Here is a 22068-nt window from a genome sequence, read left to right as displayed (position 1 = left end):
AGCCGCCGGCGACGAATGCCTATTGGTTGTTCTGGCTGCGCAAAAACCGCGGGATATCGAGCGGATCCTTGTCGTCGTCTTCGGGCGCCTTTGCCGCGCCGCGCGAGGCCATCCGCTCGAACAAGGTGCCGCCGGCGCGGCGGCCCGCGGGCTTGGCCTCGGGTGCAGGCTCTTCATCGCCACCGCCGGTCAGCCAGCGGCGACGGCTGGTGAGCTCGGGAGCAGGTGCCGCCTCTGACTCGGGTGCCTCGAGTGGTACCGCGCTCGCTTCGCCGAGAAGCAGCTCATCCGGGTCACTGGCATCCTCGTAGCTTGTTGCCGGCTCGGGCGCGATCGCGTCAGGCGCCTCGAGCTCGAACGGCTCCGATGCCAGCTCCGGCGCTTCCTCGGCGGCATAGCTCGGCTCCGAGAAGCCAGGTTCCGCCGCAGGCGACGCGGGCTCGGACGCCGCAGCAGCGGCGCCGCGGCGCGGAGTCGCGAAGGAGAAGACGCGCGGCTGTTCGATTGCCGGCGTGGCGCGGGCCTGCGCATCGGCATCGATTCCGGTCGCGACGACCGACACGCGAATCTTGCCTTCGAGGTCAGGATTGAACGCCGAGCCCCAGATGATGTTGGCGTCGGGATCGACCAATTCGCGGATATGGTTCGCAGCTTCGTCGACTTCGAGAAGCCGCATATCCTCGCCGCCGGTGATCGAGACGATCACGCCCTTCGCGCCGTTCATCGAAACGCCGTCGAGCAGCGGATTGGCGATCGCCTTCTGCGCGGCGATCAGCGCACGATCGTCGCCATCGGCCTCGCCGGTGCCCATCATCGCCTTGCCCATCTCCTGCATCACCGAACGGACGTCGGCGAAGTCGAGGTTGATCAGGCCCGGCATGACCATCAGGTCGGTGATCCCGCGAACGCCCTGCTGGAGGACTTCGTCGGCCATCTCGAACGCCTGCTTGAACGTCGTGTTGGCGTTCGCGATCAGGAAGAGGTTCTGGTTGGGGATGACGATCAGCGTATCGACGTACTTCTGCAGCTCTTCGATGCCGGCATCGGCCGATTGCTGGCGACGACGGCCTTCGAAGGCGAACGGCTTGGTGACGACGCCGACGGTGAGGATGCCCATGTCGCGCGCGGCCTTGGCGATCACCGGCGCCGCGCCGGTGCCCGTGCCGCCGCCCATGCCCGCGGCGATGAAGCACATATGCGCGCCTTCCAGCGCCTTCTGGACCTGGTCGATCGTCTCCTCGGCAGCAGCGCGGCCGATTTCGGGACGCGACCCGGCACCGAGGCCCTGGGTGATCTTCGCGCCGAGTTGGATGCGATGCCCGGCGGACGACTGCTTGAGTGCCTGCGCATCAGTGTTGGCGACGAGGAACTCAACCCCCTGCACATCAGCGCGGATCATGTTGGCGATCGCATTGCCACCCGCGCCACCGACACCGATTACGGTGATCTTGGGGGTCAGCTCGTCGACGTCAGCCGGAAGAAATTCGATGCTCATTCCTTAATCTCCCTGGCGCCGCCATCGCACGGGGACGGCACCGTTGAACGCTTTGATGCACTATGGCTGCAGGCGACTCTAGCGGAAAGCGAGCCGCCCGTCGTATTTCTTTAATAATTCGACCGGAACGCCGCCATCAACCGCTGAAGAACCGCGCCCGGGCTCGCCTTGGTAACGATCTGCTGGCTCGAAGGTTCGAGCGCACGCAAGTCGATCGGATCCGCCGCAGCGAACCGCGCAAGGCCCGCGAGCGTAGCAAAGGCCGGCCCCGCATGCGCCTCGGGAAGCGCGATCAACCCCTTCGGACGTCCGATGCGGACCGCATTGCCGAGCGACTGCTGGGCATAATCGGCGATGCCCTTCAGCTCGGCGCCGCCGCCGGTGAGCACGATCTGGCGGCCGATCGGATCCTGGAAGCCGAGCTTCCGAAGTTCCTTCTGGATCTCGGTCATTAGGCGTTCGAGGCGTTGTCGAATTGTGGCATTGAGCTGCGCCTTGGTGATGCGCGGGCCTTCGGCGCCGTCGTCGGGGATCGCCGGCTGGACGTCGATCATCTCGTGATTGTCGCGCGGGCTCAGGTTCGCCGAGCCGTGGAAGCATTTCGTCCGCTCGGCCCAGGTCCGCGCGGTGCCGAACGCCGAGGCGATGTCGTCGGTGATGTCGGACGAGCCCATCGCAATCGAGGCGAGCCCGGCAAGCACGCCGCCGGCGAATACCGAGACGTTGGTCACCCCCGCCCCGATCTCGACCAATGCGACGCCCAACTCGCGCTCCTCGTCGGTCAGGCAGGCGAGGCCCGTCGCCACCGGCGCCGCGATGATCGAGCGAACCTCGAGATGCGCCGAACGGACACACAGATCGAGATTGCGCACCGGCGAACCCTCGGTCGAGACGACATGGATGTCGATGCCGAGCCGGTCGGCGTGCAGCCCGAGCGGGCGCTTGACTCCGGCGAGCCCGTCGATCGTGTAGCAGGTCGGCTGGGCATGGAGCACCATCTTGCCCTGCGGATCGATCGCGTCGCGGCCGGCCTTGAGCAATTCGTCGATATCGCTCTGCTCGACGCGATGGCCGCCGAGATCGGCCTCGAGCTTGACAACATCGGAGTGCAGCCCGCCCGCCGAGAAGCTGACCCAGACATCCTCGATATTGGTGCCGGCGATGCGTTCGGCCTGCTCGACCGCCTCGCGGATCGCGAGTTCGGTGGCGTGCATGTCGGCGACATAACCGCGCTTGACGCCGCGGCTCTCGCGCTGGCCGGTGCCGAGCACGACGAGATGGCCGTCATCGGTGCGCTGCGCGATCAGCGCGGAGACTTTCGAGGATCCGACGTCGAGCGCCGTGATCAACCCTTCGGGTACAACTTTGGCCATCGTCTATTCCCCTGTCTCAACGCTGGTCGCCGCCGCCTGCCCCAACGGCCGCTGCATCACCATATTCCCCGGAACGCGCATGTCGAAGCGGATCGTTCCCTTCCTTAGCAGACCCTGCGCCGCATCCAACTCTGCGAATTTGCGTAAGGACTTAGCCGCTTCCTCCTCGCCTTCCGGAAGCTGGAGCTTCTCCCCGGTGGTGAAGGTCAGGTCCCAGCGGCGATTGCCGACCCAGGTCGCCGCCTTGACCAGAGGCTTGATCGACGGCACGCCGTCGAGCAGTTTCCGCCGCGCCGGCTCCTGCGCATTGGCGCCCTCGCCCACCAACAGCGGCAGATCGGGCATCGCGTCGGTCGATACCGGCTCGAGAGGCACCCCGGTCGGGTCGACCAGCATCAATTGGCCATGGCTCTGCCAGATCGCCGCCGGCTCGCGCTCGATGATGAAGATACGCAGCGTATTGGGCAGCCGGCGCGAGACGCGCGCGTCCTTCACCCAGGGATATTTGAGCAGCCGTTCGCGCACGCCGGCGATATCGACGAGCGGCATCGCCAATGAGTTCTGGTCGAGCGCCTGGCGGAACACCGTGTCGCGATCCATCCGCTTGAGCCCGTCGATCTGGATCTCGTCGACCTTGAACCCGACTTCGCCGACCACGTCGGCCACTGCGACGCCGGTTGCCGCAGGGATCCCGAACCAGGTGGCAATGGCGAGCGCCACCGCGCCGACGGTGCCGACGATGCTCCACGTCGCGATGCGGGTGAGCGTCGCCTGGCTGAACGGCAGCGCGGCGACGGCCTGGTCGAGCAGGCTCGGGCGCTTGGGCCGGCGCGAATTGGGCTTGCGCTTCTTCGGCGTCGCGCCGCGCCGGGTCGCGGTGCGCTGGGTGGGGCTCCGGCTCAAAGCGCCTCGTCCACGATACGCTGGACCAGTTCGGCATAGGAAATGCCGAGATGCCGCGCCTGCTCGGGAACGAGGCTGAGCGGGGTCATCCCGGGCTGGGTGTTGACCTCGAGCAGGAACAGTCCGTCGGTGCCTTGGCTGTCGTCCCAGCGGAAATCCGAACGCGAGCAGCCCTTGCAGCCGAGCAGCCGGTGCGCATCGAGCGCGATCCGCTTGCAGGCGTGGGCAACATCGTCGGGGATGTCGGCGGGGAAGACGTGCTCGGTCAGTCCGTCGGTATATTTGGCGTCGTAATCGTAGAAGCCGTTGCGCGGCTTGAGCTCGGTCACGCCGAGCGCCTGATCGCCGAGCACCGCAGTGGTCAGTTCACGCCCGCGGATGAAGGGTTCGGCGAGGAGTTCCTCGAATTCCTGCCATGGGCCCTGGACGTCGCGGCCGATCGGATTGCCGTAATTGCCCTCGGCAGTGACGATCGCGACACCGACCGACGAGCCTTCGTTGACCGGCTTGAGCACATAAGGCCGCGGCAGCGGATCGCGCTCGTACAATTCCTCGCTGCGCACCATGCGCCCGCCGGGCATCGGAATGCCGTGGGGCACCAGCGCCTGTTTGGTGAGCTGCTTGTCGATCGCGATCACCGAGGTGACGAGACCCGAATGGGTGTATTTGAGCCCCATCAGGTCGAGCATGCCTTGAACGGCGCCGTCCTCCCCGGGAGTGCCATGAAGCGCGTTGAACACGAGATCGGGGTTGAGCGCGGCGAGCCTGACAGCAACGTCACGCTCCATGTCGACCCGGCTGACCCGGTGTCCGAGGCTTTCGAGCGCGTCGGCGACGCCGTTGCCCGACATCAGCGAAACCTCGCGCTCTGCGGACCATCCGCCCATGAGAACGGCGATGTGGAGGGGTAAGATTGACATTTTCACTGTTCCCCGGCGAAGGCCGGGGCCCAGGCTCGGCGCGCAGCGCCGAATGCGCTACCGCGCACGAGCTTGTTGGAGGGCTGGGCCCCGGCCTTCGCCGGGGAACAGAAAAAGAAACTCACTTGTCCACCCCCACCCGCTGAATTTCCCATTCCAGTGCGACACCGGACTGCGCCATCACCTTGGCGCGGACCTCTTCGCCCAGCGCCTCGATGTCGGCCGAGGCCGCATTGCCCAGATTGAGCAGGAAATTGCAGTGTTTTTCGCTGACTTGTGCATCGCCCCGCCGCAAGCCGCGGCATCCGGCCGCGTCGATCAGCGCCCAGGCCTTGTGGCCCTCGGGGTTTTTGAAGGTCGAGCCGCCCGTCTTGGAGCGGAGCGGCTGCGATTCCTCGCGCGCGGCGGCGATGCGATCCATTTCGATCTGTATGGCCGCGGGCGCGTCGACATGTCCGCGAAAGGTCGCGCTGATCACGATCGCGCCGCTGGGCAATTCGCTGTGCCGATAGGTGTAGCCGAGATCGGCGGCGCTCAGGGTCCGGCGCTCCCCGGTGCGCAGGACCACTTCGCAATCGACCAGCACGTCCTTGGTCTCGCGGCCATAAGCGCCGCCGTTCATTCGCACGAAACCGCCGACCGTCCCCGGGATCGAGCGCAGAAATTCCACGCCGCCGATTCCCGCGTCGCGCGCCTTGGAAGAAACCAGGATGCCCGACGCGCCCCCGCCGCAGCGCAGCGTGGTCGAATCGACCGGCTCGACGCTCGCAAAGACCTTGCCGAGCCGCACCACCACGCCCGGCACGCCGCCGTCACGCACGATCATGTTCGATCCCAATCCCAGCCCCATGACCGGCACGGCGGGATCGAGCGCAAACAGGAAATTGCTGAGATCATCGACATCGGCCGGCTCGAACAGCCATTCCGCCGCGCCGCCGCTCTTGAACCACACGAGCGGCGCCAGCGGGGCGCCGTGCGTCAATTTTCCGCGAACGGGCGGAAGCGCGTAGCAGACGCTCATTTGAGCGCCCGCAGCCGTGGGGATTCCCTCTCCCCGTTCGTGCTGAGCTTGTCGAAGCACGGTTCTTCAAGCGGCCACGAAGAAAGAGGAGAACGGCCCTTCGACAAGCTCAGGGCGAACGGGGTGTGGGTTGCCCGGCTCACTTCCAGCCCCACAATTTGGACCATTGCTTCCACGCCGCGAGGTTGGCCTCGGCCGCCTTTTGTCCCGCTTGCTGCAGCGCGCTCATCTGTTTGCCCGCATCGAGCATCTTCTGCGCGGCGTCGATCTGCGCCTTTTGCGCGCGGAGAATCTCGCGCTGCATCTCGACCGCGGTGGAGAACCAGTCGCTCATGCCGCGACTTCCTGCCGGATCTGCTCGATCGCGGGCGCCAGTCCCGCGGCCCATTTGGTGATGTCGCCCGCGCCGAGGCACACCACCATATCGCCAGGCACCGCCATCTCGGCCAAGACCCGCGCCAATGCATCGGCATCGGCAACCGCCGCCACCGAACGATGCCCGCGGCGCTTGATCCCTTCGACCAGCACATCCGAATCGACACCCTCGACCGGCGCTTCGCCCGCGGCGTAGACCGGCGCGACCAGCACCATGTCGGCGTCGTTGAACGCCTGGGCGAAGTCGTCCATCAGATTGCCGAGCCGCGAATAACGGTGCGGCTGGACCACCGCGATCACCCTGCCCTCGGCGCTCTCGCGCGCAGCCGATAGCACTGCGCGAATCTCGACCGGGTGGTGGCCGTAATCGTCGATCACCGTCACGCCCTGCGTCTCGCCGACCTTGGTGAAGCGGCGCTTGACCCCGCCGAAGCGGGCAAAGCCCTTCTGAATCGTCACGTCGGGAATGCCGAGCTCGAGCGCGACGCCGATCGCGGCGAGCGCGTTCTGAACATTGTGGCGGCCGGGCATCGGCAGCTCGATATTCTCGATCGAGCGGGTGGTGCCGTCGCGGTTGCGGATGATCGCCTCGAAGCGATTGCCTCCGGAATGCGGCGTGACGTTGACGCCGCGCACGTCGGCGCTGGCGGCGAAGCCGTAGGTCACGATCCGGCGGTCGCGGACGCGCGGGATGATCGCCTGCACTTCGGGATGATCGAGGCAGAGGAGCGCGGCCCCGTAGAAAGGCACGTTCTCGACGAACTCGACATAGGCGTCCTTGGCGCGGTCGAAGCTGCCATAATGGTCGAGATGCTCGGGATCGATATTGGTGACCACCGCGATCGTGCCGTCGAGGCGCAGGAAGCTGCCGTCGCTTTCATCGGCTTCCACGACCATCCAGTCGCTGTCGCCTAATCGGGCGTTCGAGCCATATTGGTTGATGATCCCGCCGTTGATCACGGTCGGGTCCACTCCGCCCGCGTCGAGCAACGCCGCCACCATCGACGTGGTCGTGGTCTTGCCGTGGGTCCCGGCGACCGCGACCGTGGATTTGAGCCGCATCAGCTCGGCGAGCATCTCGGCGCGACGCACTACGGGCACGCGGTGCTCATAGGCGGCCTCGACCTCGGGATTGGTCCGCACGATCGCGGTGGAGACCACGACTACCGCCGCGTCACCGATATTCTCGGCCTTGTGCCCGATCGCGACCGGGATGCCGCGGTCGCGCAGTCCCTGCACGACATAGCCCTCCGCGACGTCCGAACCCTGCACCTTGTAGCCGAGATTGTGCATCACCTCGGCGATGCCCGACATGCCGATGCCGCCGATCCCGACGAAATGGATCGTGCCGATGTCGGTTGCGACACCCTTCATGCGTGTGCGAGCCTTCCCTGGATTGCCGCGCGCCGCATCTTGATCGGTGCGGTCGGGGCGTGAATCGATTCGACGAGATCGGCAAGGTCGCTCGCCGCGTGCGGCCGGCCCACGCTCTTGGCGCGGGTCGCGGCGTTTTCGAGCCCCTGCGTGTCGAGCCCGAGCTTCTGGATCTGCTTGGCGAGCTCGGTCGCGGTGAACGCGCGCTGCTGGATCGTCCGTGCGCCGCCGGCATTGGTGATCTCGCGGGCGTTCGCGGTCTGGTGGTCGTCGGTCGCGCTGGGCAACGGCACGAGGATCGCCGGACGGCCGGCGGCGGTCAGCTCGGCGATCGTCGAGGCGCCGGCGCGGGCGATGACGATATGCGCCCAGGCGAGCGCCTCGGGCATGTCGGTGATATAGGTCGAGACGTCGGCGGGGATGCCGTGCGCCTGATATTTCGCGCGCACCGTATCGATGTCCTCGATCCGCGCCTGGTGCGTGACCTGCAGGCGGCGGCGGAAATGGACCGGGAGCAGCGCGAGTCCGTCGGGCACGACGCGGCTCAGCACGGTGGCGCCCTGGCTGCCGCCGGTGACGAGCACGCGAAAAATGCCCTCCTCGTCGAGCACCGGATAGGGCCGGTCGCGCAAGGCGAGCACTGCCTCGCGCACCGGATTGCCGATCAGATGGGTCTTGCGCTGCCAGCTCGATTTGAGCCGCTCGACTTCGTCATATGACGTGGCGATCGCACTGACGCGTCCCGCGACGAAGCGATTGACGCGCCCCAGCACGGCGTTCTGCTCGTGGATCACCGTCGGCACGCCGGCGCGGAACGCCGCGAGCAGCGCCGGCAGCGCCGGATAGCCGCCAAAGCCGATCACCGCGGCGGGACGCAGCTCCTTGAACAGTCGCAGCGCCATCGAGCGTCCCGCCATGATACGCCCCGCCGCGCGGAGATAGCCGAGGGGTCCGCCGCCCAGCCGGCCGGCAGGCAGCACATGCGTGTCGATTCCGTCGAACAATCCTGGAAAGCGCACCCCGCGATCGTCGCTGACCAGCGAAACCTTGTGCCCCCGGTTCGCCAGTTCGGCCGCGAGCGCGGCGGCGGGCACCATATGCCCCCCCGTCCCGCCTGCTGCGAGAACATAGCTGCGCGAATTCGTCATCCCTTGCTCCACCGACCCGTATATGGCGAGCGCTTCAGATACGGGTTTCGCCGCGTGAAGGCGAGCAGCAACCCGTAGCCGATCGAAAGCGCGATCATCGACGATCCGCCATAGCTGATGAATGGCAGGGTCATGCCCTTGGATGGCGCGATGCCGGTGTTGACCGCCATGTTGATCATCGCCTGCACCCCGAACTGCGCGGCGAGGCCCGAGGCGGCGAGCAGGCGAAACGCGTCCTCCTCGTCGAGCATCTTCATGAACACCCGGATGACGATCGCGGCGTAGAGCAACACGATGACGGCGCACGAGATCAGCCCGAATTCCTCGCCGATCACCGAGAAGATGTAATCGGTATGCGCCTCGGGGAGCTTGAACTTGACCTGGCCGCTGCCGGGGCCGGCGCCGGTGAGCCCGCCGGCGCTCAGGGTCTGGTGCGCCATGTCGACCTGGTAGCGGTCGGCGAGCGCGGCTTCCTTGGTGGGGAACAGGAAATTGTCGATGCGGGTGCGGGCAGTACCGTAGAACAGATAGGCCGCGACCACCCCGGCGATCGCGGTGCCGATCAGCCCGCCGATCGCCAGCGCCGAGATCCCCGATATGGTCAGCAGGATCAGCCACACCGTGCCGAACACGATCGTCTGGCCGAAATCGGGCTGGAGCATCAGCAGCACCGCGACCACTGCGGTCACCCCGCCGGTGATGAACAGCACCGGAAGTTCGGGATCCTTGGCGCGGAACGAGAGCATCCACGCGGTCGCCACGATGAAGAAGGGCTTGAGGAATTCGGACGGCTGGAGATCGGAGACACCGAGATCGATCCAGCGCCGCGCGCCGTTCGCCTCCGAGCCGAGGATCGGGACCAGAGCGAGCAGCAAGAGGAAGAATGCCGCGCCGATCAGTGCGAGCCGGCGCGCGAGGGTGATCGGCAGCATCGACACGCCGATCAGCACCGGCACCGACAGGCACACCCACATCAGCTGCCGCCAGAAATAGTGCATTGCCGGCATGATGTGGGTCGCATCGGAATAGCGCCGTGCGGTGGCGGGCGAGGCCGCGGCGACAGCGACCAGCCCGATCGCGATCAGCAGCATCGCAAGCAGCAGCAACACGCGGTCGACTTCCCAGAACCACATGCCCGCACGCGTGGTGTTCCCGCGGCCGAGTTGCTTGCTCACCCGGCGGCGGACATCCCTGTTCGAGCTTTCGGTTTCAGCGGCGTCGCTCATCCGAGCGCGCTCACCGCGTCGCGGAACGCCTGGCCGCGCGCTTCATAATCCTTGAACTGGTCGAACGAAGCGCAGGCGGGGGAGAGCAAAACGGTGTCGCCGGGCGCGGCGTTCGCCGCGGCGCTCCTTACTGCGGCTTCGAGCGTGCCCGAGCGTTCGACCGGCATCTCGCCTTCGAGCAGCGATGCGAACAACTCGCCCGCCTCGCCGATCGTATAGGCCTTGACGACGTGGCCGAAACCCGGGCGGCATGCTTCCAGGCTGTCGGTCTTGGCACGCCCCCCGAGGATCCAGTGGACGCGCGGATAGGCCGAGAGCGCCGGGGTGGTCGAATCGGCGTTGGTCGCCTTGCTGTCGTTGACGAAGAGAACACCGTTTTTGGTGGCCACGCGTTCCATCCGGTGTGGCAGGCCGGGGAAGGTCTCCAGCCCCTTGTCGATCGCTTCCTTGTCGATTCCCAGAGCCTCGCACGCGGCAATCGCGGCAAGCGCGTTCTGGGCATTGTGCGGTCCCTGCAGCGCCGGCCAGCGCGACTGATCCATGCACACGCCCGGAGCGATCTTGTCGAGACCCTCGCTGCGGCCCGATACCGCGACTTGTCGTGCGATGGCAGCGGAGGGCGCATCGCCGATGCCGATCACCGCGGCCTGGCCCTTGGATTGCATTGCGAACAGCCGCGCCTTGGAGGCGGCATAGCCCTCGAGCCCACCATAGCGGTCGAGATGGTCGGGGGTCAGGTTGAGCAGGACCGCGACGTCGCAATCGAGGGTGAAGGTCAAGTCGATCTGGTAGCTCGACAATTCGAGGACATAGACGCCGCCTTCGGGCAGCGGATCGCGCCCGAGGATCGGCAGCCCGATATTGCCGCCGGCGAGGCTCGGCAGCCCGGCGGTGCGGACGATATGGTCGATCAGCGCGGTGGTGGTGGACTTGCCGTTGGTGCCGGTGATGCCGACGACCTTGTGCGGCGGCAGACCGGCGCGCGCCTGCGCGAACAGTTCGATGTCGCCGATGACGGCTGCGCCGAAAGACGCCGCATGCGCCGCGATCGGGTGCTTGTTGAGCGGAACGCCCGGCGAGACGACTACGGCCTCGAACCCGGTGAGATCGATCCCCAATGGATCGGCGAGCACCAAGCCCTCTCCCCAGAGGGCAGAGGGAGAGAAAGCAGCCCGCGCTACTTCGTTCGAATCCCACGCGACCACGCTCGCGCCTGATGCAAGCAAAGCATCGACGGTCGACGCGCCCGACCGCGCAAGCCCGAGTACCGCATAGCGTTTGCCGCGCCAGGCGCCGCTCGTGATCACCGCAGCTTCAGCGTCGAGAGCCCCGCCAGCGCCAGCACGAACGCGATGATCCAGAAGCGGATCACCACCGTCGGCTCGGACCAGCCGAGCTGTTCGAAATGATGGTGGATCGGCGCCATCTTGAAGACGCGCTTGCCGGTACGCTTGAAGAAGAACACCTGGATGATGACCGAGAGCGCCTCGACCACGAACAGCCCGCCGATGATCCCGAGCACCAGCTCGTGCTGCGCCGAAACCGCGATCGCGCCGAGCGCGCCGCCGAGCGCGAGACTGCCGGTGTCGCCCATGAAAACCGCCGCCGGGGGCGCATTGAACCACAGGAAGGCGAGCCCTGCGCCGACGATCGCGCCGCAGAAGATCGCGAGATCGCCCGCGCCGTGGACATAGGGAATGCCGAGATACGTCGCGAACACCTTGTTGCCGACGACATAGGCGATCAGCATGAACGCCATGCTGGCGATCACCACCGGCATCGTCGCGAGCCCGTCGAGCCCGTCGGTGAGGTTCACGGCGTTGCCGAACGCGACGATCGTGAAGGCGGCGAAGGGAATGTAGAACCAGCCGAGATCCGGGTGGATCCAGCTGAAGAACGGCACGTAGAGCTGGGTGCCGGTCTGCAAGATGATCACCCAGGCGGCGATCCCGGCGATGGCGAACTCGCCGAGCAGCCGCACCCGGCCCGATACCCCCGCGGTGCTCGCCTTCTTGACCTTGTCGTAATCGTCGAGGAAACCGATCGCGCCGAAGCCGAAGGTCACGAACATGCACGCCCAGACCAGCGGATTGGCGAGGTCCATCCACAGCAGCAGCGATATCATCAGGCTGGTCAGGATCATCAGCCCGCCCATCGTCGGCGTGCCGCGCTTGGCGAGGTGGGTCTGCGGTCCATCGCTGCGGATCGGCTGGCCCTTGCCCTGGCGGACGCGCAGCCAGCCGATGAACTTGGGGCCGATGATCAGCCCGATCAGCAGCGCCGTGGCCACCGCCGCACCGGTGCGGAACGAGAGATAGCGGATGAGATTGAGCAGGCCCGGGAAGCCCAGCTGTTCCGCGATCCAGTAGAGCATTAGGCCATCGCCCTTTCCGCCAATGCCGCCACGACCGTCGAGAGACGCACGCCGTTAGAGCCTTTCACGAGCACCGCATCGCCCGGCGCCAGCACGGCAAATAGCCGTTCGCGCGCGGTTGCAGCGTCGGGCACATGGACGAATTCCACTTTACCCTCAAGCGCATTCGCCAGCGCGCCCATCGCTTTGCCGACGAGGATCGCATAGCTCACCCCCGCCGCTTCGACAGACTCGGCAAGCCCGGCATGAAACGCATCGGAATGTTCGCCCAGTTCGCGCATTTCGCCGAGCACGGCGATCTTGCGCCCCGGCTCGCTGGCCAGCACCGCGAGCGTCGCGCGCATCGACGCGGGATTGGCGTTGTAGCTTTCGTCGATCACCAGGGCTTCGCCGCCCGGCGGCTCGGCCATGAAGCGCGCGCCGCGCCCGGCGAGCCCGCTCATTTCGGCGAGCGCGAGCCCGGCCATTTCCAGATCGCCGCCCACTGCGTCGACAGCGGCGAGGATCGCCATCGCATTGGAGACCCAATGTTCGCCCGGCTGCGCGATCGTGAAGCTCAGCTCGCGCGCGTCGAAGCGCGCCGTGACGAAGGTCCCGCCGGTGCGGGTCCGCATCCGCTCGACGGCACGGAAATCGGCGCCATCGCTCAGCCCGAAGGTGAGGATCCGCCCGGCATGGGGTTTTGCCGCGGCGATCAGCCGGTCGCGATGCGGACTGTCGAACGGCACGATTGCCGTCCCGCCGGGCTCGAGCCCCTGGAAAATCTCGCCCTTGGCGTCGGCGATCGCCGCCTCGCTGGCGAAGAAGCCCATATGCGCGGGCGCGATCGTCGTGACCATCGCGACATGCGGCCGCACCAGCCGCGTTAGCTGCGCCAGTTCGCCGGCATGGTTCATCCCCATCTCGAACACGCCGAACCGCGCGTCGCGGGGCATGCGGGCGAGACTGAGCGGCACGCCGGTATGATTGTTGTAGCTCTTGACCGAACGGTGCGCGCAGCCCGGGTCCATGCGGTCGAGCGCCGCGAACAGCGCTTCCTTGGTACCGGTCTTGCCGACCGAACCGGTGACGCCGATGACCTTGCCGTTCGCGCGTGCGCGGGATGCCGTGCCGAGCGCATCGAGCGCGGCAATCGTGTCAGCGACGAGCACATTGGGGTGCGCCGTCGACTCGGACACCACGGCGCCGGCCGCGCCTTGCGCAAACGCCTGGTCGAGGAAGCGATGCCCGTCGGTGGCCTCGCCCTTGAGCGCGAGGAACAAGTCACCGGGGCCGACTTCGCGCGAGTCGAAGGTCACGCCGGTGGCGGTGAAGGACGCGTAAGCGGTCCCATCCGTAGCGGCGCCGATCTCGTCGGAGGTCCAGAGGGGGCCACTCACAAGCCCCTCCCCTGAAGGGAGGAGCCAAGAAAAATCGCTTCCCTCACGCCGCGCACTCCCGCGCAACACCCACATCGTCGAACGGCAGCACCCGATCGCCGACGATCTGGCCCTGTTCGTGCCCCTTGCCGGCGATCAGCACGATATCCTCGGCCTCGGCCATCCCGATCGCCGCCGCGATCGCCTCGCGCCGCCCGCCGATCTCGGTCGCGTCCGGCGCGCCCTTCAGCACTTCGGCACGGATAGCCGCGGGGTCCTCGCCGCGCGGATTGTCGTCGGTGACGATCACCACGTCGGCCCCCGCCGCTGCCGCCTGCCCCATCGGCTCGCGCTTGCCGGTGTCGCGATCGCCGCCGGCGCCGAACACCAGAATCAGCCGGCCGCTGGTATGCGGCTTGAGCGCTGCAATCGCCGCCTCGAGCGCATCGGGCGTGTGGGCATAATCGACATAAACCGGCGCACCGCTGCGCGCGATCGCCGCGCGCTCGAGCCGACCGCGCACCGGCTGCAACCGCGCCAGATTGGCCAGCGTCGCGGCAATCTCGCCGCCGGTGGCGATCACCAGCCCCGCCGCGGTGAGCGCGTTCGCCGCCTGATAGGCGCCGATCAGCGGCAGCATTACGTGGTGGGCCTCGCCCCCGGCCTCGATCGTAAGCCCCTGCCCCAGCAAAGTCGGATCGCGCCCGACGAGCTTGAGCGTCTCGCCATGCTCGCCGACCGTGACCAGCTTGTTGCCGCGCATCCGGGCAAGCTCCTCGACGCGCATCGCATGCGGATCGTCGGCCCAGACTACCGCAGTGCCGTCCAGGTCGAGCACATCGGCGAACAGGCGTAGCTTGGCGTGGAAATAGGCCGCCATGTCGCCGTGATAATCGAGATGGTCGCGACTCAGATTGGTGAACGCCGCCGCACGTACCGGCAGCCCCTCGGTCCGGTATTGCGACAGGCCGTGCGACGATGCCTCGAATGCGAGGTGGGTGACGCCTTCGCGCGCCAGTCCCGCCACATTGGCGAGGAACGTCACCACGTCGGGTGTGGTGAGCCCGGTGGAGACGGTATCGTCGGACGTGGTGACCCCCAGGGTCCCGATCGACGCCGCGTGATGCCCCGCCATCCGCCACAACTGCCGCGTCATCTCGACGGTGGAGGTCTTGCCGTTGGTTCCCGTCACTGCCACCGCGGTCTGCGGGAACGGCGCGAAGAACCCAGCGGCCAGCCGCGCGAAGCGCTCGCGCGGATTGGCATCGGCGATGTGGACCGCGCCGTCGACTATCGCCCCAGGCCGCGCGACGATTGCGATCGCGCCCGCCTTTATGGCGGCGGGGATAAAATCCTCGCCATTCACCCGGGCGCCTTCGAACGCGCCGAAAATGGTTCCGGGAGCGACCTTGCGGTGGTCGATCGCGAACCCGGTGACGACGGCTTGTTCCTCTCCGCCGGTCAGCGCGCCGAGTTTCATTCGGCGCCCGGCTTGGGAGCAGGCCCCGTCCAGATCAGCGGGAGCAATTCGCTTTCGTCGATGTCGCGGCCGGCATCCGGCGTGACGCCGAGCAAGGTGCCGATGCGGCTGACGACGCGCGAGACCACCGGAGCGGCGGTCCAGGCGGCGGTGGTGCGATATACCCCTTTTTCGAGGTTCGCTTTGGGTGAGTCGAGCATGGCGACCATCACATAGCGTGGTGCGTCGATCGGGAAAGCCGCCGCGAAGGTCGAAACGTTGCGATGCTTGTCATAGCCGCCTCCGGAAGCCGCCTCCGCGGTGCCGGTCTTGCCGGCGATGCGGAAGCCCGGCGCCTCGCCCTTGCGGCCGGTGCCCTTGAGCACGATCAGGCGGAGCAGCTGGCGCATCCGCATGCTGGTCGATTCCTTCAGTGCGCGCTGGCCCGCGGGAACGTGCGCCGGATCGACCTTGAGCAACGTCGTCGGACGCAGGATGCCGCCATTGACCAAGGTGGCATAGGCATTGGCAAGATGAAGCGGCGTCACTGCGATGCCATGGCCGTACGCCGTGGTCATCACGGTGATCCGACCCCAATAGTTCGGCCAGAGCGGCTTGGCGCCGCCGGTCTCGATCCCGGGACGCCGATCGAAGCCGAGCTTGCGGAACATGTCCTGCAGCTTCGCCGCGCCGAGCTCGTCGGCGATTCGCGCCGTCGCGATGTTGGACGAGTAGATCAGCGTCTCGGGGATGTTGAGCCAGCGAAACTGCTCGTCGCCCGGATCGTCGTGAATCTTGAAACGGCCGACCTGCAGCGGCCGCGTCGCGTCGAAGCGCCGCGCCATGTTGGTGATCGTGCCCGAATCGATGGCCGCCGCCACCGCGAGCGGCTTGAAGGTCGAGCCGAGCTCGTAGACGCTCTGAGTGACGTTGTTGGGCGGCGCGGAACCCTGCAGCGCATTCGGATTGAAGCTCGGCAACGAGGTCATCGCGAGCACTTCGCCGGTGCGCACGTCGAGGATCACCCCCGCCGCTCCGCGCGCCTGGAGGTCGGTCATCGCGCGGCCGAGCTCGTTCTCGAGCGCTGCCTGCACGCGGGCGTCGATCGACAATGCGATCGGTGCGCCGCGTTTCGCCGGATCGGTCAGGCGCCGGTCGAGCACTTTCTCCATCCCCGACACGCCCGCGCCTGTCGCGTCGAGGAAGCCGAGAATGTGCGCGGCCATGGTCGATTGCGGATAGAGCCGGTCGGGTTCGCGCTGGAATTCCATCCCCGGCTCGCCGAGCGTGTTCACTGCAGTGACCAATTCGGGCATCGCCCGGCGCTTCAGATAGGCGAAGCTGCCGCCCGAATTGAGCAAAGCATAATAATGGCCGGCGCTCTGCTCGGGGATCAGTTCGGCGAGCTTTTGCGCCAGCGCGGACTTGTCGCCGATGATCTGGTTGGGATGCACGGCGATCGACCAGGCATCGATGCTGCGCGCGAGCGGCGCGCCGTTGCGGTCGACGATGTCGCCGCGCGGCGGGATCAGCGCCAGCGCCATGTCACGCGCGACGGCGGGCTCGGCCCAGAGCGCGAGCAACGCCAGCTTGCCGATCACCACGAGCATGCCAGCGCCGAATAGCAAGGACAGAATCATCAGCCGCACCTGGGCGACGGCGACGAGCGCCTGACGGGCACCGCCCGTACGGCCCTGCCGGGCCGGCGGGGCGACGACGACGATCAACGCAGCGCCAGCTTCTCGCGCTTCGCCAGCTTGCGCAGATCGTCCATCGTCGATGCGCTCAATACGCCACGATCGACGGATGCGATCGCCTGGCGGTCCGCCTTCTTCATCAGCTTGCGAAGCTCTCCGTCCTGCTGCGCCACGCTCTTCGCGGACGCAATTGCTTGCACCGAATTGGCGGCAGGGACCACAACCTGTGATGCAGCCTGAGTCGGAGGGGCGCCAACCGGCACCACCAATGCGGCGACCTGAATGTCGGCGGGCTGCTGACCGAGGCTGGCCAGCGCCATCTCGTTCGCCAGATATTGCTGCGCCACCGGCGCCGAAAGCGCCAGCACGTCGCCGTTCCAGCGCTCGAGCTGCGCCAGGTTCGCCCGCGTGTTGAACTCGGTCTCGAGCCCGCGAATGTCGCGCTGCGCCTGGACGATAGCTAGCTTGGTCGCTTCGAGCCGCGCCTGTTCGGCGGCGCCGTGCGAATTGACGAGGTAGCATGCCGGCGCCACGACAACGCCGCACAGGAACCATCCCAGTCCCTTGAAGCCCTGCACTGCCATCAGTTCACTCCCTCACTACCCCAGGGCGCCGCAGCCGTCCGACGCGCCACACGCAGCGTCGCAGACCGGGCGCGCGGGTTACGCGCTACTTCTTCCTCGCCGGGCCGAACGGCCTTGGCGGGGGTCTCGAAACTCGGCGCGGCCCGGGGGCCGGCCATCGGCCGATGCCGCGAGCCGGCGGGCTCGCTGCCGCTCCGTTCGCGCAGGAACCGCTTGACCAGGCGGTCCTCGAGCGAGTGGAACGTGACCACTGCCAACCGTCCTCCGGGCTTGAGCACGCGCTCGGCCGCAGCCAGCCCTTCCGCGAGCTCGTCGAGTTCGCGGTTGAGGTGGATTCGGATCGCCTGAAAAGTCCGGGTAGCCGGGTCCTTCTTGTCGTAATGCTTATGATTTAAGGATTTCCTAACCACGTTCGCTAGTTCGGAAGTCCGCTTAAGGGGTCGTGCGGAGACGATCGCCCGCGCGACTCGGCGAGACTTGGGCTCCTCGCCAAAGTTAAATAAAACGTTAGCGATCTCTTCTTCGTCGGCGGCGTTGAGCCATTCCTCGGCAGTGACCCCTTCCTGGCTCATCCGCATGTCGAGCGGGCCGTCGTTCTGGAAGCTGAAACCGCGCTCGGCCTGGTCGAGCTGCATCGACGACACGCCGATATCCATCGTCACCCCGTCGACCGGGACGAGGCCGCGGCGCGTGAGTTCGCCTTCCATCTGGCTGAACGGCGCCTCGATCAGGATCAGCCGCCCGCCCGCTTTCGCGACGAGCGATTGGCCGCCTTCGATCGCATGAGGGTCGCGATCGAAAGCGGCCACCTCGGCACCCCGCTCGAGGATGGCGTCGGTATAGCCGCCCGCGCCGAACGTCGCGTCGACATGGCGCTCGCCGGGCACGATGGCGAGGCCGTCGACGACTTCGTCGCGCAGCACGGGGATGTGGGGGGCGTCGCTCACAGCTTCACGCCCTTTGACTGGCAGAGATATTCGCAGATCTCGCGAAGGCCGGGGTCGGCATTGTCGTCGGCGAGCAGTATTTCGGGCGCCCACACGTCGAAGGTCTCGCCACTGCCGTTGAAGAACGCCCATTTGCCGATCTTCGCCTTCATCCGGAAGAAGGGCGGGATCACGAAGCGGCCGCTCTCGTCGAACGGCGCCTTCTCGACCTGGCCAAAGGCGCGACGCTTGGCGCGCGTGTCGGCATCCTCGCCGCGCTCGGCGGCAAGCTGCTCCTTGCGGTCGATCCGATCGTATTTCTCTTTCGACCAGCTCAGGTCGTGCGCCGAGAGGCACGGATCCTCCGGGTGGAGGCCGACGACGATCTGGCGAATGTCGGAATTGCGCTCGGCGGCGGCGCGCAGGTCTGCGGGAATGGCGACGCGACCCTTCAGGTCGACCGCCTGGAGCGCAAATCCCTCGAAGAGCTCCCTGTCCGCCACGCCCAAACCCCTTTTGGGCACGCCTTCCCCGTTTCCGGAATCGCGGTTTCCGGCCGCCTTCCGACGCTTTTCATACGGTAAAAGGGATCGTGCCCCCTGAGCACACCTTTGATCACAAACGTTGCCGGGACACAACGGAAAATATGGGGATTTGGGGGGATTTTGCCCCACTTCCCCCCTAAAATCTACGCTGTTTTACTTACAGACACTATATGTTCTCTACCTGTTTCTAGACGTGCGAACGCGAGACCGCAGGGTGATTACACCCCTGTTTCCGAAACTATCTTTGGGGAAGCAGCAGCTTGCGCGAACTTGCGACAATTGCGCCCAATCGCTCGCGACTCCGCGATTTTCGGACGAGCGCATTTTGCCGTGCGGCTCGCTTACTCCGTCAGTTTTGGGAGGGCTGTCCCTCGGACGCCGCGTCGGTCGAGGACGTGCTCGGCGCCACGCCGAGTTCGGCGAGCGGCTCGTCCTTGCCCTTCGCGGTGGAGGTATTGCCGGGCTCGCCGGTCATGTTTGCAACCACCATCGCATTGGGGGCGCCGATCGCCTCGACCGGATCGTCGCGATTGGCCGAGGAGAAGATCGCGCTGGCCAGTCCGATCAGGACCAGCACCATCGCCAGCCCGGTCATACCGACCCGGACACGCTGCATCGCCTGCTGTGAGTCTTGCGATCCCGACTTCATAGCTGTGGCATAAATGTAACGCCTCGCCCGCCGTTTGTCGAGGCGAACGTCAGACGACCTCCAGACCGTCTGAAACCGGGAGCCCCTTGGCGCGCAGCCACTCGGGGTTATAGAGCGTCGACAGGTAGCGAAAGCCGGTGTCGCACAGGATCGTCACGATCCTTTTGCCCGGCCCGAGCTGCTTCGCCAGCCGCACGGCGCCGGCGACGTTGATCCCCGACGAAAGCCCGAGGCACAGCCCCTCTTCGTCGAGCAGCCGGCGCACCCATTCGAGCCCCTCTTCATCGGAGATGCGGAACTGGGTGTCGACCAGCGCGCCTTCGAGATTGCCGGTGATCCGCCCCTGCCCGATCCCTTCAGCGACCGAAGAACCTTCGGACTGGAGCTCGCCGCAGGCATAATAAGCGTACAGCGCCGCGCCATGCGGGTCGCTCAGCGCGATGCACACTTTCTCGTCCCTGGCTTTGAGCCCGAGGCTCACGCCGGCGAGCGTTCCCCCCGTCCCGACCGCGCAGGTGAAGCCGTCGATCCGGCCCTCCATCTGGCTCCAGATCTCTTCGGCGGTGCCCATGATGTGCGCGCGGCGATTGGCGATATTGTCGAACTGGTTGGCCCAGATCGCGTTGGGCGTCTCCTCGGCGATGCGACGCGAGGTGTGGACGAAATGGCCGGGATTCGAATACGGCGCGGCCGGCACGAGCACCAGCTCGGCACCGAGCGCGCGCAGCGTGTCCATCTTCTCGCGGCTCTGCGTCTCGGGCATGACGATGATCGTCTTGTAGCCCTTGGCATTGGCAACCAGCGCGAGACCGATCCCGGTATTGCCCGCGGTGCCCTCGACGATCGTCCCGCCCGGCGCGATCGCCCCGCGTTCTTCGGCATCCTGGACGATGAACAAGGCCGCGCGATCCTTCACCGACGCGCCAGGGTTGGCGAATTCGCACTTGCCGAAAATGTCGCAGCCAGTGGCCTCGCTCGGCCCTTTGAGCCGCACCAGCGGAGTATTGCCGATCAGGCCCAGCGTATCGGATGTCACATGCATGCCAGCTAGATAGGGGTGCCCGCCCCCCAACCGCAAGCAAGCGAAACTATGCGGCGACGCCCGCGCGCTTGAGATGCGGCCCCAGCCGCCCGCCCAGCCACAGGAAGAACATCCGATAATCCGAGAATAGCGACCAGAGCGGATAGGTGAAGGTCGCAGGCCGGTTCTTCTCCACTCCGAAATGCGCGCCCCAGGCAAAGCCGTAGCCGGCGAGCGGCACCAGCAGCCACCACCAGCCGCCCTGGGCCAGCGCAATCGCGAGGAAGACGAAGGTCAGCGCCGTGCCGATATAATGCAGTCGGCGCGTCTCGGACTTGGCGTGTTCGCGCAGATAATAGGGCCAGAAATCGCCGTAGCGGGTGATCGTGCGCGCCATGGCGGGATGCTACGCTTCTTTTAGCCGCACGCAAGCCATGGTAGAAAGCCCGGCGACGGAGGTAGAACGATGGGCGTGCAGCTCAACATCAACGATGCCGAAACCGTTCGCCTGGCGCGGCAGCTGGCCGATGCGACAGGCCAGCCCGTCACACAAGTGATCCGCCTAGCGCTCGAGCGCGAAGTGCAGCGGCGCGAGGAAGAGTTTGCCAAAATCCTGGCGAAAGTGAAGGAGATCAGTCGCGAATTCGTCACGTCCATGCCGCCCGAAATGCGCGGCAAATCCTCGAAGGAATGGATGGACGATATCTATGACTAGGATGGCTTGCCCAAATGATCGTCGATACCTCGGCGATCCTGGCGATCGTGCTCGAAGAGCCCGAACGGGATATGATGCTGCGCAGGATATTGGAAGCACGCGAGCGCCGAATCTCCGCGGGCACCTGGATGGAATTGGCAACCGTCATCACACGGCGGCACCCTGAAAAGGCGCATCTGATAGAGACTTTGCTTTGGAGCATCCGGCTTACGATCAGCGATGTTACGCCCGAGCAAGCGCGGCTCGGGCGGGACGGCTACCGGGCCTATGGTAGGGGAACAGGCCATCCCGCCCGGCTCAATTTCGGCGACTGCTTCGCCTATGCGCTTGCCAAGGCGACGGGCGAGCCTTTGCTCTTCAAGGGCGACGACTTCGTCCATACCGACGTCACCGCCGCCGCGTGAGCAAGCGCAAGCACAGCTTCCCGCCCGTGGTCGACGCGCGCACGCGCCTGCTCGTCCTTGGATCGCTACCTGGCGAACGCTCGCTCGCCGAGCGGCGTTATTATGCCCATCCGCAGAACCAGTTCTGGCGACTGATCTCGCCCGCCGCCGGCCACGACCTCGCCGCCCTGCCCTACGAACAACGCCTCGAAGCGCTGCTCGCGGCGCATATCGGCCTCTGGGACGTCGTCGCCAGCGCCACGCGCCCGGGCAGCACCGACGCGGCGATGCGCGACATCGAAGGGCATGACGTGGCCGCGCTGGCTGCCAGCCTGCCCGATTTGCGCGGAATTGCCTTTAACGGTGGCACCGCGCTGCGCCACGGCGTGCGGCAGCTCGGCGATGTCGCGGCCCGCTACACGATCGTGGCGCTGCCTTCGAGCAGCCCGCTCCACACGATCGGCTTTGATGCCAAGCTGCCGGCGTGGCAGGCGCTGTCGCAGATCCTTGGCTGAGCGTAGC

The 22068-nt window shown here is 66.5% G+C and carries 23 protein-coding genes; 3 read left to right on the top strand and 20 right to left on the bottom strand.

The window, feature by feature from the left end; all coding sequences use genetic code 11:
* Positions 1–19: 19 nt before the first annotated feature.
* The 20 genes from ftsZ to E5A73_RS00090 form a co-directional block, all read right to left on the bottom strand.
* Positions 20–1495 (bottom strand): cell division protein FtsZ, encoded by a 1476-nt coding sequence (gene ftsZ, locus E5A73_RS00180; protein ID WP_135961798.1) that lies wholly within the window; start codon positions 1493–1495, stop codon positions 20–22.
* A gap of 110 nt (positions 1496–1605) precedes the next feature.
* Positions 1606–2868, bottom strand: coding sequence for a cell division protein FtsA (ftsA, locus tag E5A73_RS00175; RefSeq protein WP_135961797.1), 1263 nt, complete (start codon positions 2866–2868; stop codon positions 1606–1608).
* Between the two features lie 3 nt (positions 2869–2871).
* Entirely contained in the window at positions 2872–3771 is a 900-nt protein-coding gene (locus E5A73_RS00170) for a cell division protein FtsQ/DivIB (protein WP_135961796.1), read from the bottom strand.
* The gene (locus E5A73_RS00165) at positions 3768–4691 is read right to left on the bottom strand and encodes a D-alanine--D-alanine ligase (RefSeq protein WP_135961795.1); all 924 of its coding nucleotides are present in this window, start codon (positions 4689–4691) and stop codon (positions 3768–3770) included. Before E5A73_RS00165 ends, E5A73_RS00170 begins: the two co-directional genes overlap by 4 nt.
* Before the next feature lie 121 nt (positions 4692–4812).
* Positions 4813–5712, bottom strand: a complete 900-nt coding sequence (gene murB / locus E5A73_RS00160; RefSeq protein WP_135961794.1) for a UDP-N-acetylmuramate dehydrogenase — start codon at positions 5710–5712, stop codon at positions 4813–4815.
* Between the two features lie 139 nt (positions 5713–5851).
* Positions 5852–6046, bottom strand: coding sequence for a hypothetical protein (locus E5A73_RS00155; RefSeq protein ID WP_135961793.1), 195 nt, complete (start codon positions 6044–6046; stop codon positions 5852–5854).
* On the bottom strand, positions 6043–7461 hold the full coding sequence (murC, locus tag E5A73_RS00150) for a UDP-N-acetylmuramate--L-alanine ligase (RefSeq protein ID WP_135961792.1): 1419 nt from the start codon (positions 7459–7461) through the stop codon (positions 6043–6045). The genes E5A73_RS00155 and murC overlap by 4 nt, the downstream gene beginning before the upstream one ends.
* Complete coding sequence (murG, locus tag E5A73_RS00145; protein WP_135961791.1) at positions 7458–8609, bottom strand: undecaprenyldiphospho-muramoylpentapeptide beta-N-acetylglucosaminyltransferase; 1152 nt, start codon at positions 8607–8609, stop codon at positions 7458–7460. The genes murC and murG overlap by 4 nt, the downstream gene beginning before the upstream one ends.
* Positions 8606–9835 (bottom strand): FtsW/RodA/SpoVE family cell cycle protein, encoded by a 1230-nt coding sequence (locus tag E5A73_RS00140; RefSeq protein ID WP_135961790.1) that lies wholly within the window; start codon positions 9833–9835, stop codon positions 8606–8608. Before E5A73_RS00140 ends, murG begins: the two co-directional genes overlap by 4 nt.
* Positions 9832–11142 carry a UDP-N-acetylmuramoyl-L-alanine--D-glutamate ligase gene (gene murD, locus E5A73_RS00135; RefSeq protein WP_135961789.1) on the bottom strand — a complete coding sequence of 437 codons (1311 nt, stop codon included), beginning with the start codon at positions 11140–11142 and terminating at the stop codon, positions 9832–9834. Before murD ends, E5A73_RS00140 begins: the two co-directional genes overlap by 4 nt.
* Positions 11139–12209: a phospho-N-acetylmuramoyl-pentapeptide-transferase gene (mraY, locus tag E5A73_RS00130; protein WP_135961788.1), complete on the bottom strand. Its 1071-nt coding sequence runs from the start codon at positions 12207–12209 to the stop codon at positions 11139–11141. The genes murD and mraY overlap by 4 nt, the downstream gene beginning before the upstream one ends.
* On the bottom strand, positions 12209–13588 hold the full coding sequence (locus tag E5A73_RS00125) for a UDP-N-acetylmuramoyl-tripeptide--D-alanyl-D-alanine ligase (RefSeq protein ID WP_240699930.1): 1380 nt from the start codon (positions 13586–13588) through the stop codon (positions 12209–12211). The genes mraY and E5A73_RS00125 overlap by 1 nt, the downstream gene beginning before the upstream one ends.
* A gap of 43 nt (positions 13589–13631) precedes the next feature.
* Positions 13632–15047 (bottom strand): UDP-N-acetylmuramoyl-L-alanyl-D-glutamate--2,6-diaminopimelate ligase, encoded by a 1416-nt coding sequence (locus E5A73_RS00120; protein ID WP_135961786.1) that lies wholly within the window; start codon positions 15045–15047, stop codon positions 13632–13634.
* Complete coding sequence (locus tag E5A73_RS00115) at positions 15044–16753, bottom strand: peptidoglycan D,D-transpeptidase FtsI family protein (RefSeq protein ID WP_135961785.1); 1710 nt, start codon at positions 16751–16753, stop codon at positions 15044–15046. The genes E5A73_RS00120 and E5A73_RS00115 overlap by 4 nt, the downstream gene beginning before the upstream one ends.
* Positions 16750–17307 (bottom strand): hypothetical protein, encoded by a 558-nt coding sequence (locus tag E5A73_RS00110; protein WP_135961784.1) that lies wholly within the window; start codon positions 17305–17307, stop codon positions 16750–16752. The genes E5A73_RS00115 and E5A73_RS00110 overlap by 4 nt, the downstream gene beginning before the upstream one ends.
* Positions 17307–18254 carry a 16S rRNA (cytosine(1402)-N(4))-methyltransferase RsmH gene (gene rsmH / locus E5A73_RS00105; protein ID WP_240699929.1) on the bottom strand — a complete coding sequence of 316 codons (948 nt, stop codon included), beginning with the start codon at positions 18252–18254 and terminating at the stop codon, positions 17307–17309. Before rsmH ends, E5A73_RS00110 begins: the two co-directional genes overlap by 1 nt.
* Positions 18251–18736: a division/cell wall cluster transcriptional repressor MraZ gene (locus tag E5A73_RS21665; RefSeq protein WP_240699928.1), complete on the bottom strand. Its 486-nt coding sequence runs from the start codon at positions 18734–18736 to the stop codon at positions 18251–18253. Before E5A73_RS21665 ends, rsmH begins: the two co-directional genes overlap by 4 nt.
* A gap of 391 nt (positions 18737–19127) precedes the next feature.
* The gene (locus tag E5A73_RS00100; RefSeq protein ID WP_206366341.1) at positions 19128–19394 is read right to left on the bottom strand and encodes a hypothetical protein; all 267 of its coding nucleotides are present in this window, start codon (positions 19392–19394) and stop codon (positions 19128–19130) included.
* An 82-nt stretch (positions 19395–19476) separates the two neighbouring features.
* Positions 19477–20469 carry a cysteine synthase A gene (locus tag E5A73_RS00095; RefSeq protein ID WP_135961781.1) on the bottom strand — a complete coding sequence of 331 codons (993 nt, stop codon included), beginning with the start codon at positions 20467–20469 and terminating at the stop codon, positions 19477–19479.
* A 46-nt stretch (positions 20470–20515) separates the two neighbouring features.
* Complete coding sequence (locus E5A73_RS00090; RefSeq protein WP_135961780.1) at positions 20516–20845, bottom strand: Mpo1-like protein; 330 nt, start codon at positions 20843–20845, stop codon at positions 20516–20518.
* A gap of 69 nt (positions 20846–20914) precedes the next feature.
* Here E5A73_RS00090 and E5A73_RS00085 point away from each other — a divergent pair, with 69 nt between their 5' ends.
* The 3 genes from E5A73_RS00085 to E5A73_RS00075 are packed head-to-tail and all read left to right on the top strand — an operon-like array spanning position 20915 to position 22061.
* On the top strand, positions 20915–21163 hold the full coding sequence (locus E5A73_RS00085) for a type II toxin-antitoxin system VapB family antitoxin (RefSeq protein WP_135961779.1): 249 nt from the start codon (positions 20915–20917) through the stop codon (positions 21161–21163).
* Between the two features lie 14 nt (positions 21164–21177).
* Positions 21178–21567, top strand: coding sequence for a type II toxin-antitoxin system VapC family toxin (locus E5A73_RS00080; RefSeq protein WP_135961778.1), 390 nt, complete (start codon positions 21178–21180; stop codon positions 21565–21567).
* Positions 21564–22061 carry a DNA-deoxyinosine glycosylase gene (locus E5A73_RS00075; protein ID WP_135961777.1) on the top strand — a complete coding sequence of 166 codons (498 nt, stop codon included), beginning with the start codon at positions 21564–21566 and terminating at the stop codon, positions 22059–22061. Before E5A73_RS00080 ends, E5A73_RS00075 begins: the two co-directional genes overlap by 4 nt.
* The last annotated feature ends 7 nt before the right edge of the window (positions 22062–22068 follow it).

Origin of the sequence: Sphingomonas gei (genome assembly GCF_004792685.1) — a bacterium.
Classification (GTDB): domain Bacteria; phylum Pseudomonadota; class Alphaproteobacteria; order Sphingomonadales; family Sphingomonadaceae; genus Sphingomonas; species Sphingomonas gei.
This window is presented reverse-complemented; position numbering and strand designations above follow the sequence as displayed.

Coding starts and splice junctions, on each gene's coding strand:
- ftsZ (WP_135961798.1), bottom strand. CDS start 1,495: ATGAGCATCGAATTTCTTCCGGCTGACGTCGACGAGCTGACCCCCAAG.
- ftsA (WP_135961797.1), bottom strand. CDS start 2,868: ATGGCCAAAGTTGTACCCGAAGGGTTGATCACGGCGCTCGACGTCGGA.
- E5A73_RS00165 (WP_135961795.1), bottom strand. CDS start 4,691: ATGTCAATCTTACCCCTCCACATCGCCGTTCTCATGGGCGGATGGTCC.
- murB (WP_135961794.1), bottom strand. CDS start 5,712: ATGAGCGTCTGCTACGCGCTTCCGCCCGTTCGCGGAAAATTGACGCAC.
- E5A73_RS00155 (WP_135961793.1), bottom strand. CDS start 6,046: ATGAGCGACTGGTTCTCCACCGCGGTCGAGATGCAGCGCGAGATTCTC.
- murC (WP_135961792.1), bottom strand. CDS start 7,461: ATGAAGGGTGTCGCAACCGACATCGGCACGATCCATTTCGTCGGGATC.
- murG (WP_135961791.1), bottom strand. CDS start 8,609: ATGACGAATTCGCGCAGCTATGTTCTCGCAGCAGGCGGGACGGGGGGG.
- E5A73_RS00140 (WP_135961790.1), bottom strand. CDS start 9,835: ATGAGCGACGCCGCTGAAACCGAAAGCTCGAACAGGGATGTCCGCCGC.
- mraY (WP_135961788.1), bottom strand. CDS start 12,209: ATGCTCTACTGGATCGCGGAACAGCTGGGCTTCCCGGGCCTGCTCAAT.
- E5A73_RS00120 (WP_135961786.1), bottom strand. CDS start 15,047: ATGAAACTCGGCGCGCTGACCGGCGGAGAGGAACAAGCCGTCGTCACC.
- E5A73_RS00110 (WP_135961784.1), bottom strand. CDS start 17,307: ATGGCAGTGCAGGGCTTCAAGGGACTGGGATGGTTCCTGTGCGGCGTT.
- E5A73_RS00100 (WP_206366341.1), bottom strand. CDS start 19,394: ATGCAGCGTGTCCGGGTCGGTATGACCGGGCTGGCGATGGTGCTGGTC.
- E5A73_RS00095 (WP_135961781.1), bottom strand. CDS start 20,469: ATGCATGTGACATCCGATACGCTGGGCCTGATCGGCAATACTCCGCTG.
- E5A73_RS00090 (WP_135961780.1), bottom strand. CDS start 20,845: ATGGCGCGCACGATCACCCGCTACGGCGATTTCTGGCCCTATTATCTG.
- E5A73_RS00085 (WP_135961779.1), top strand. CDS start 20,915: ATGGGCGTGCAGCTCAACATCAACGATGCCGAAACCGTTCGCCTGGCG.
- E5A73_RS00080 (WP_135961778.1), top strand. CDS start 21,178: ATGATCGTCGATACCTCGGCGATCCTGGCGATCGTGCTCGAAGAGCCC.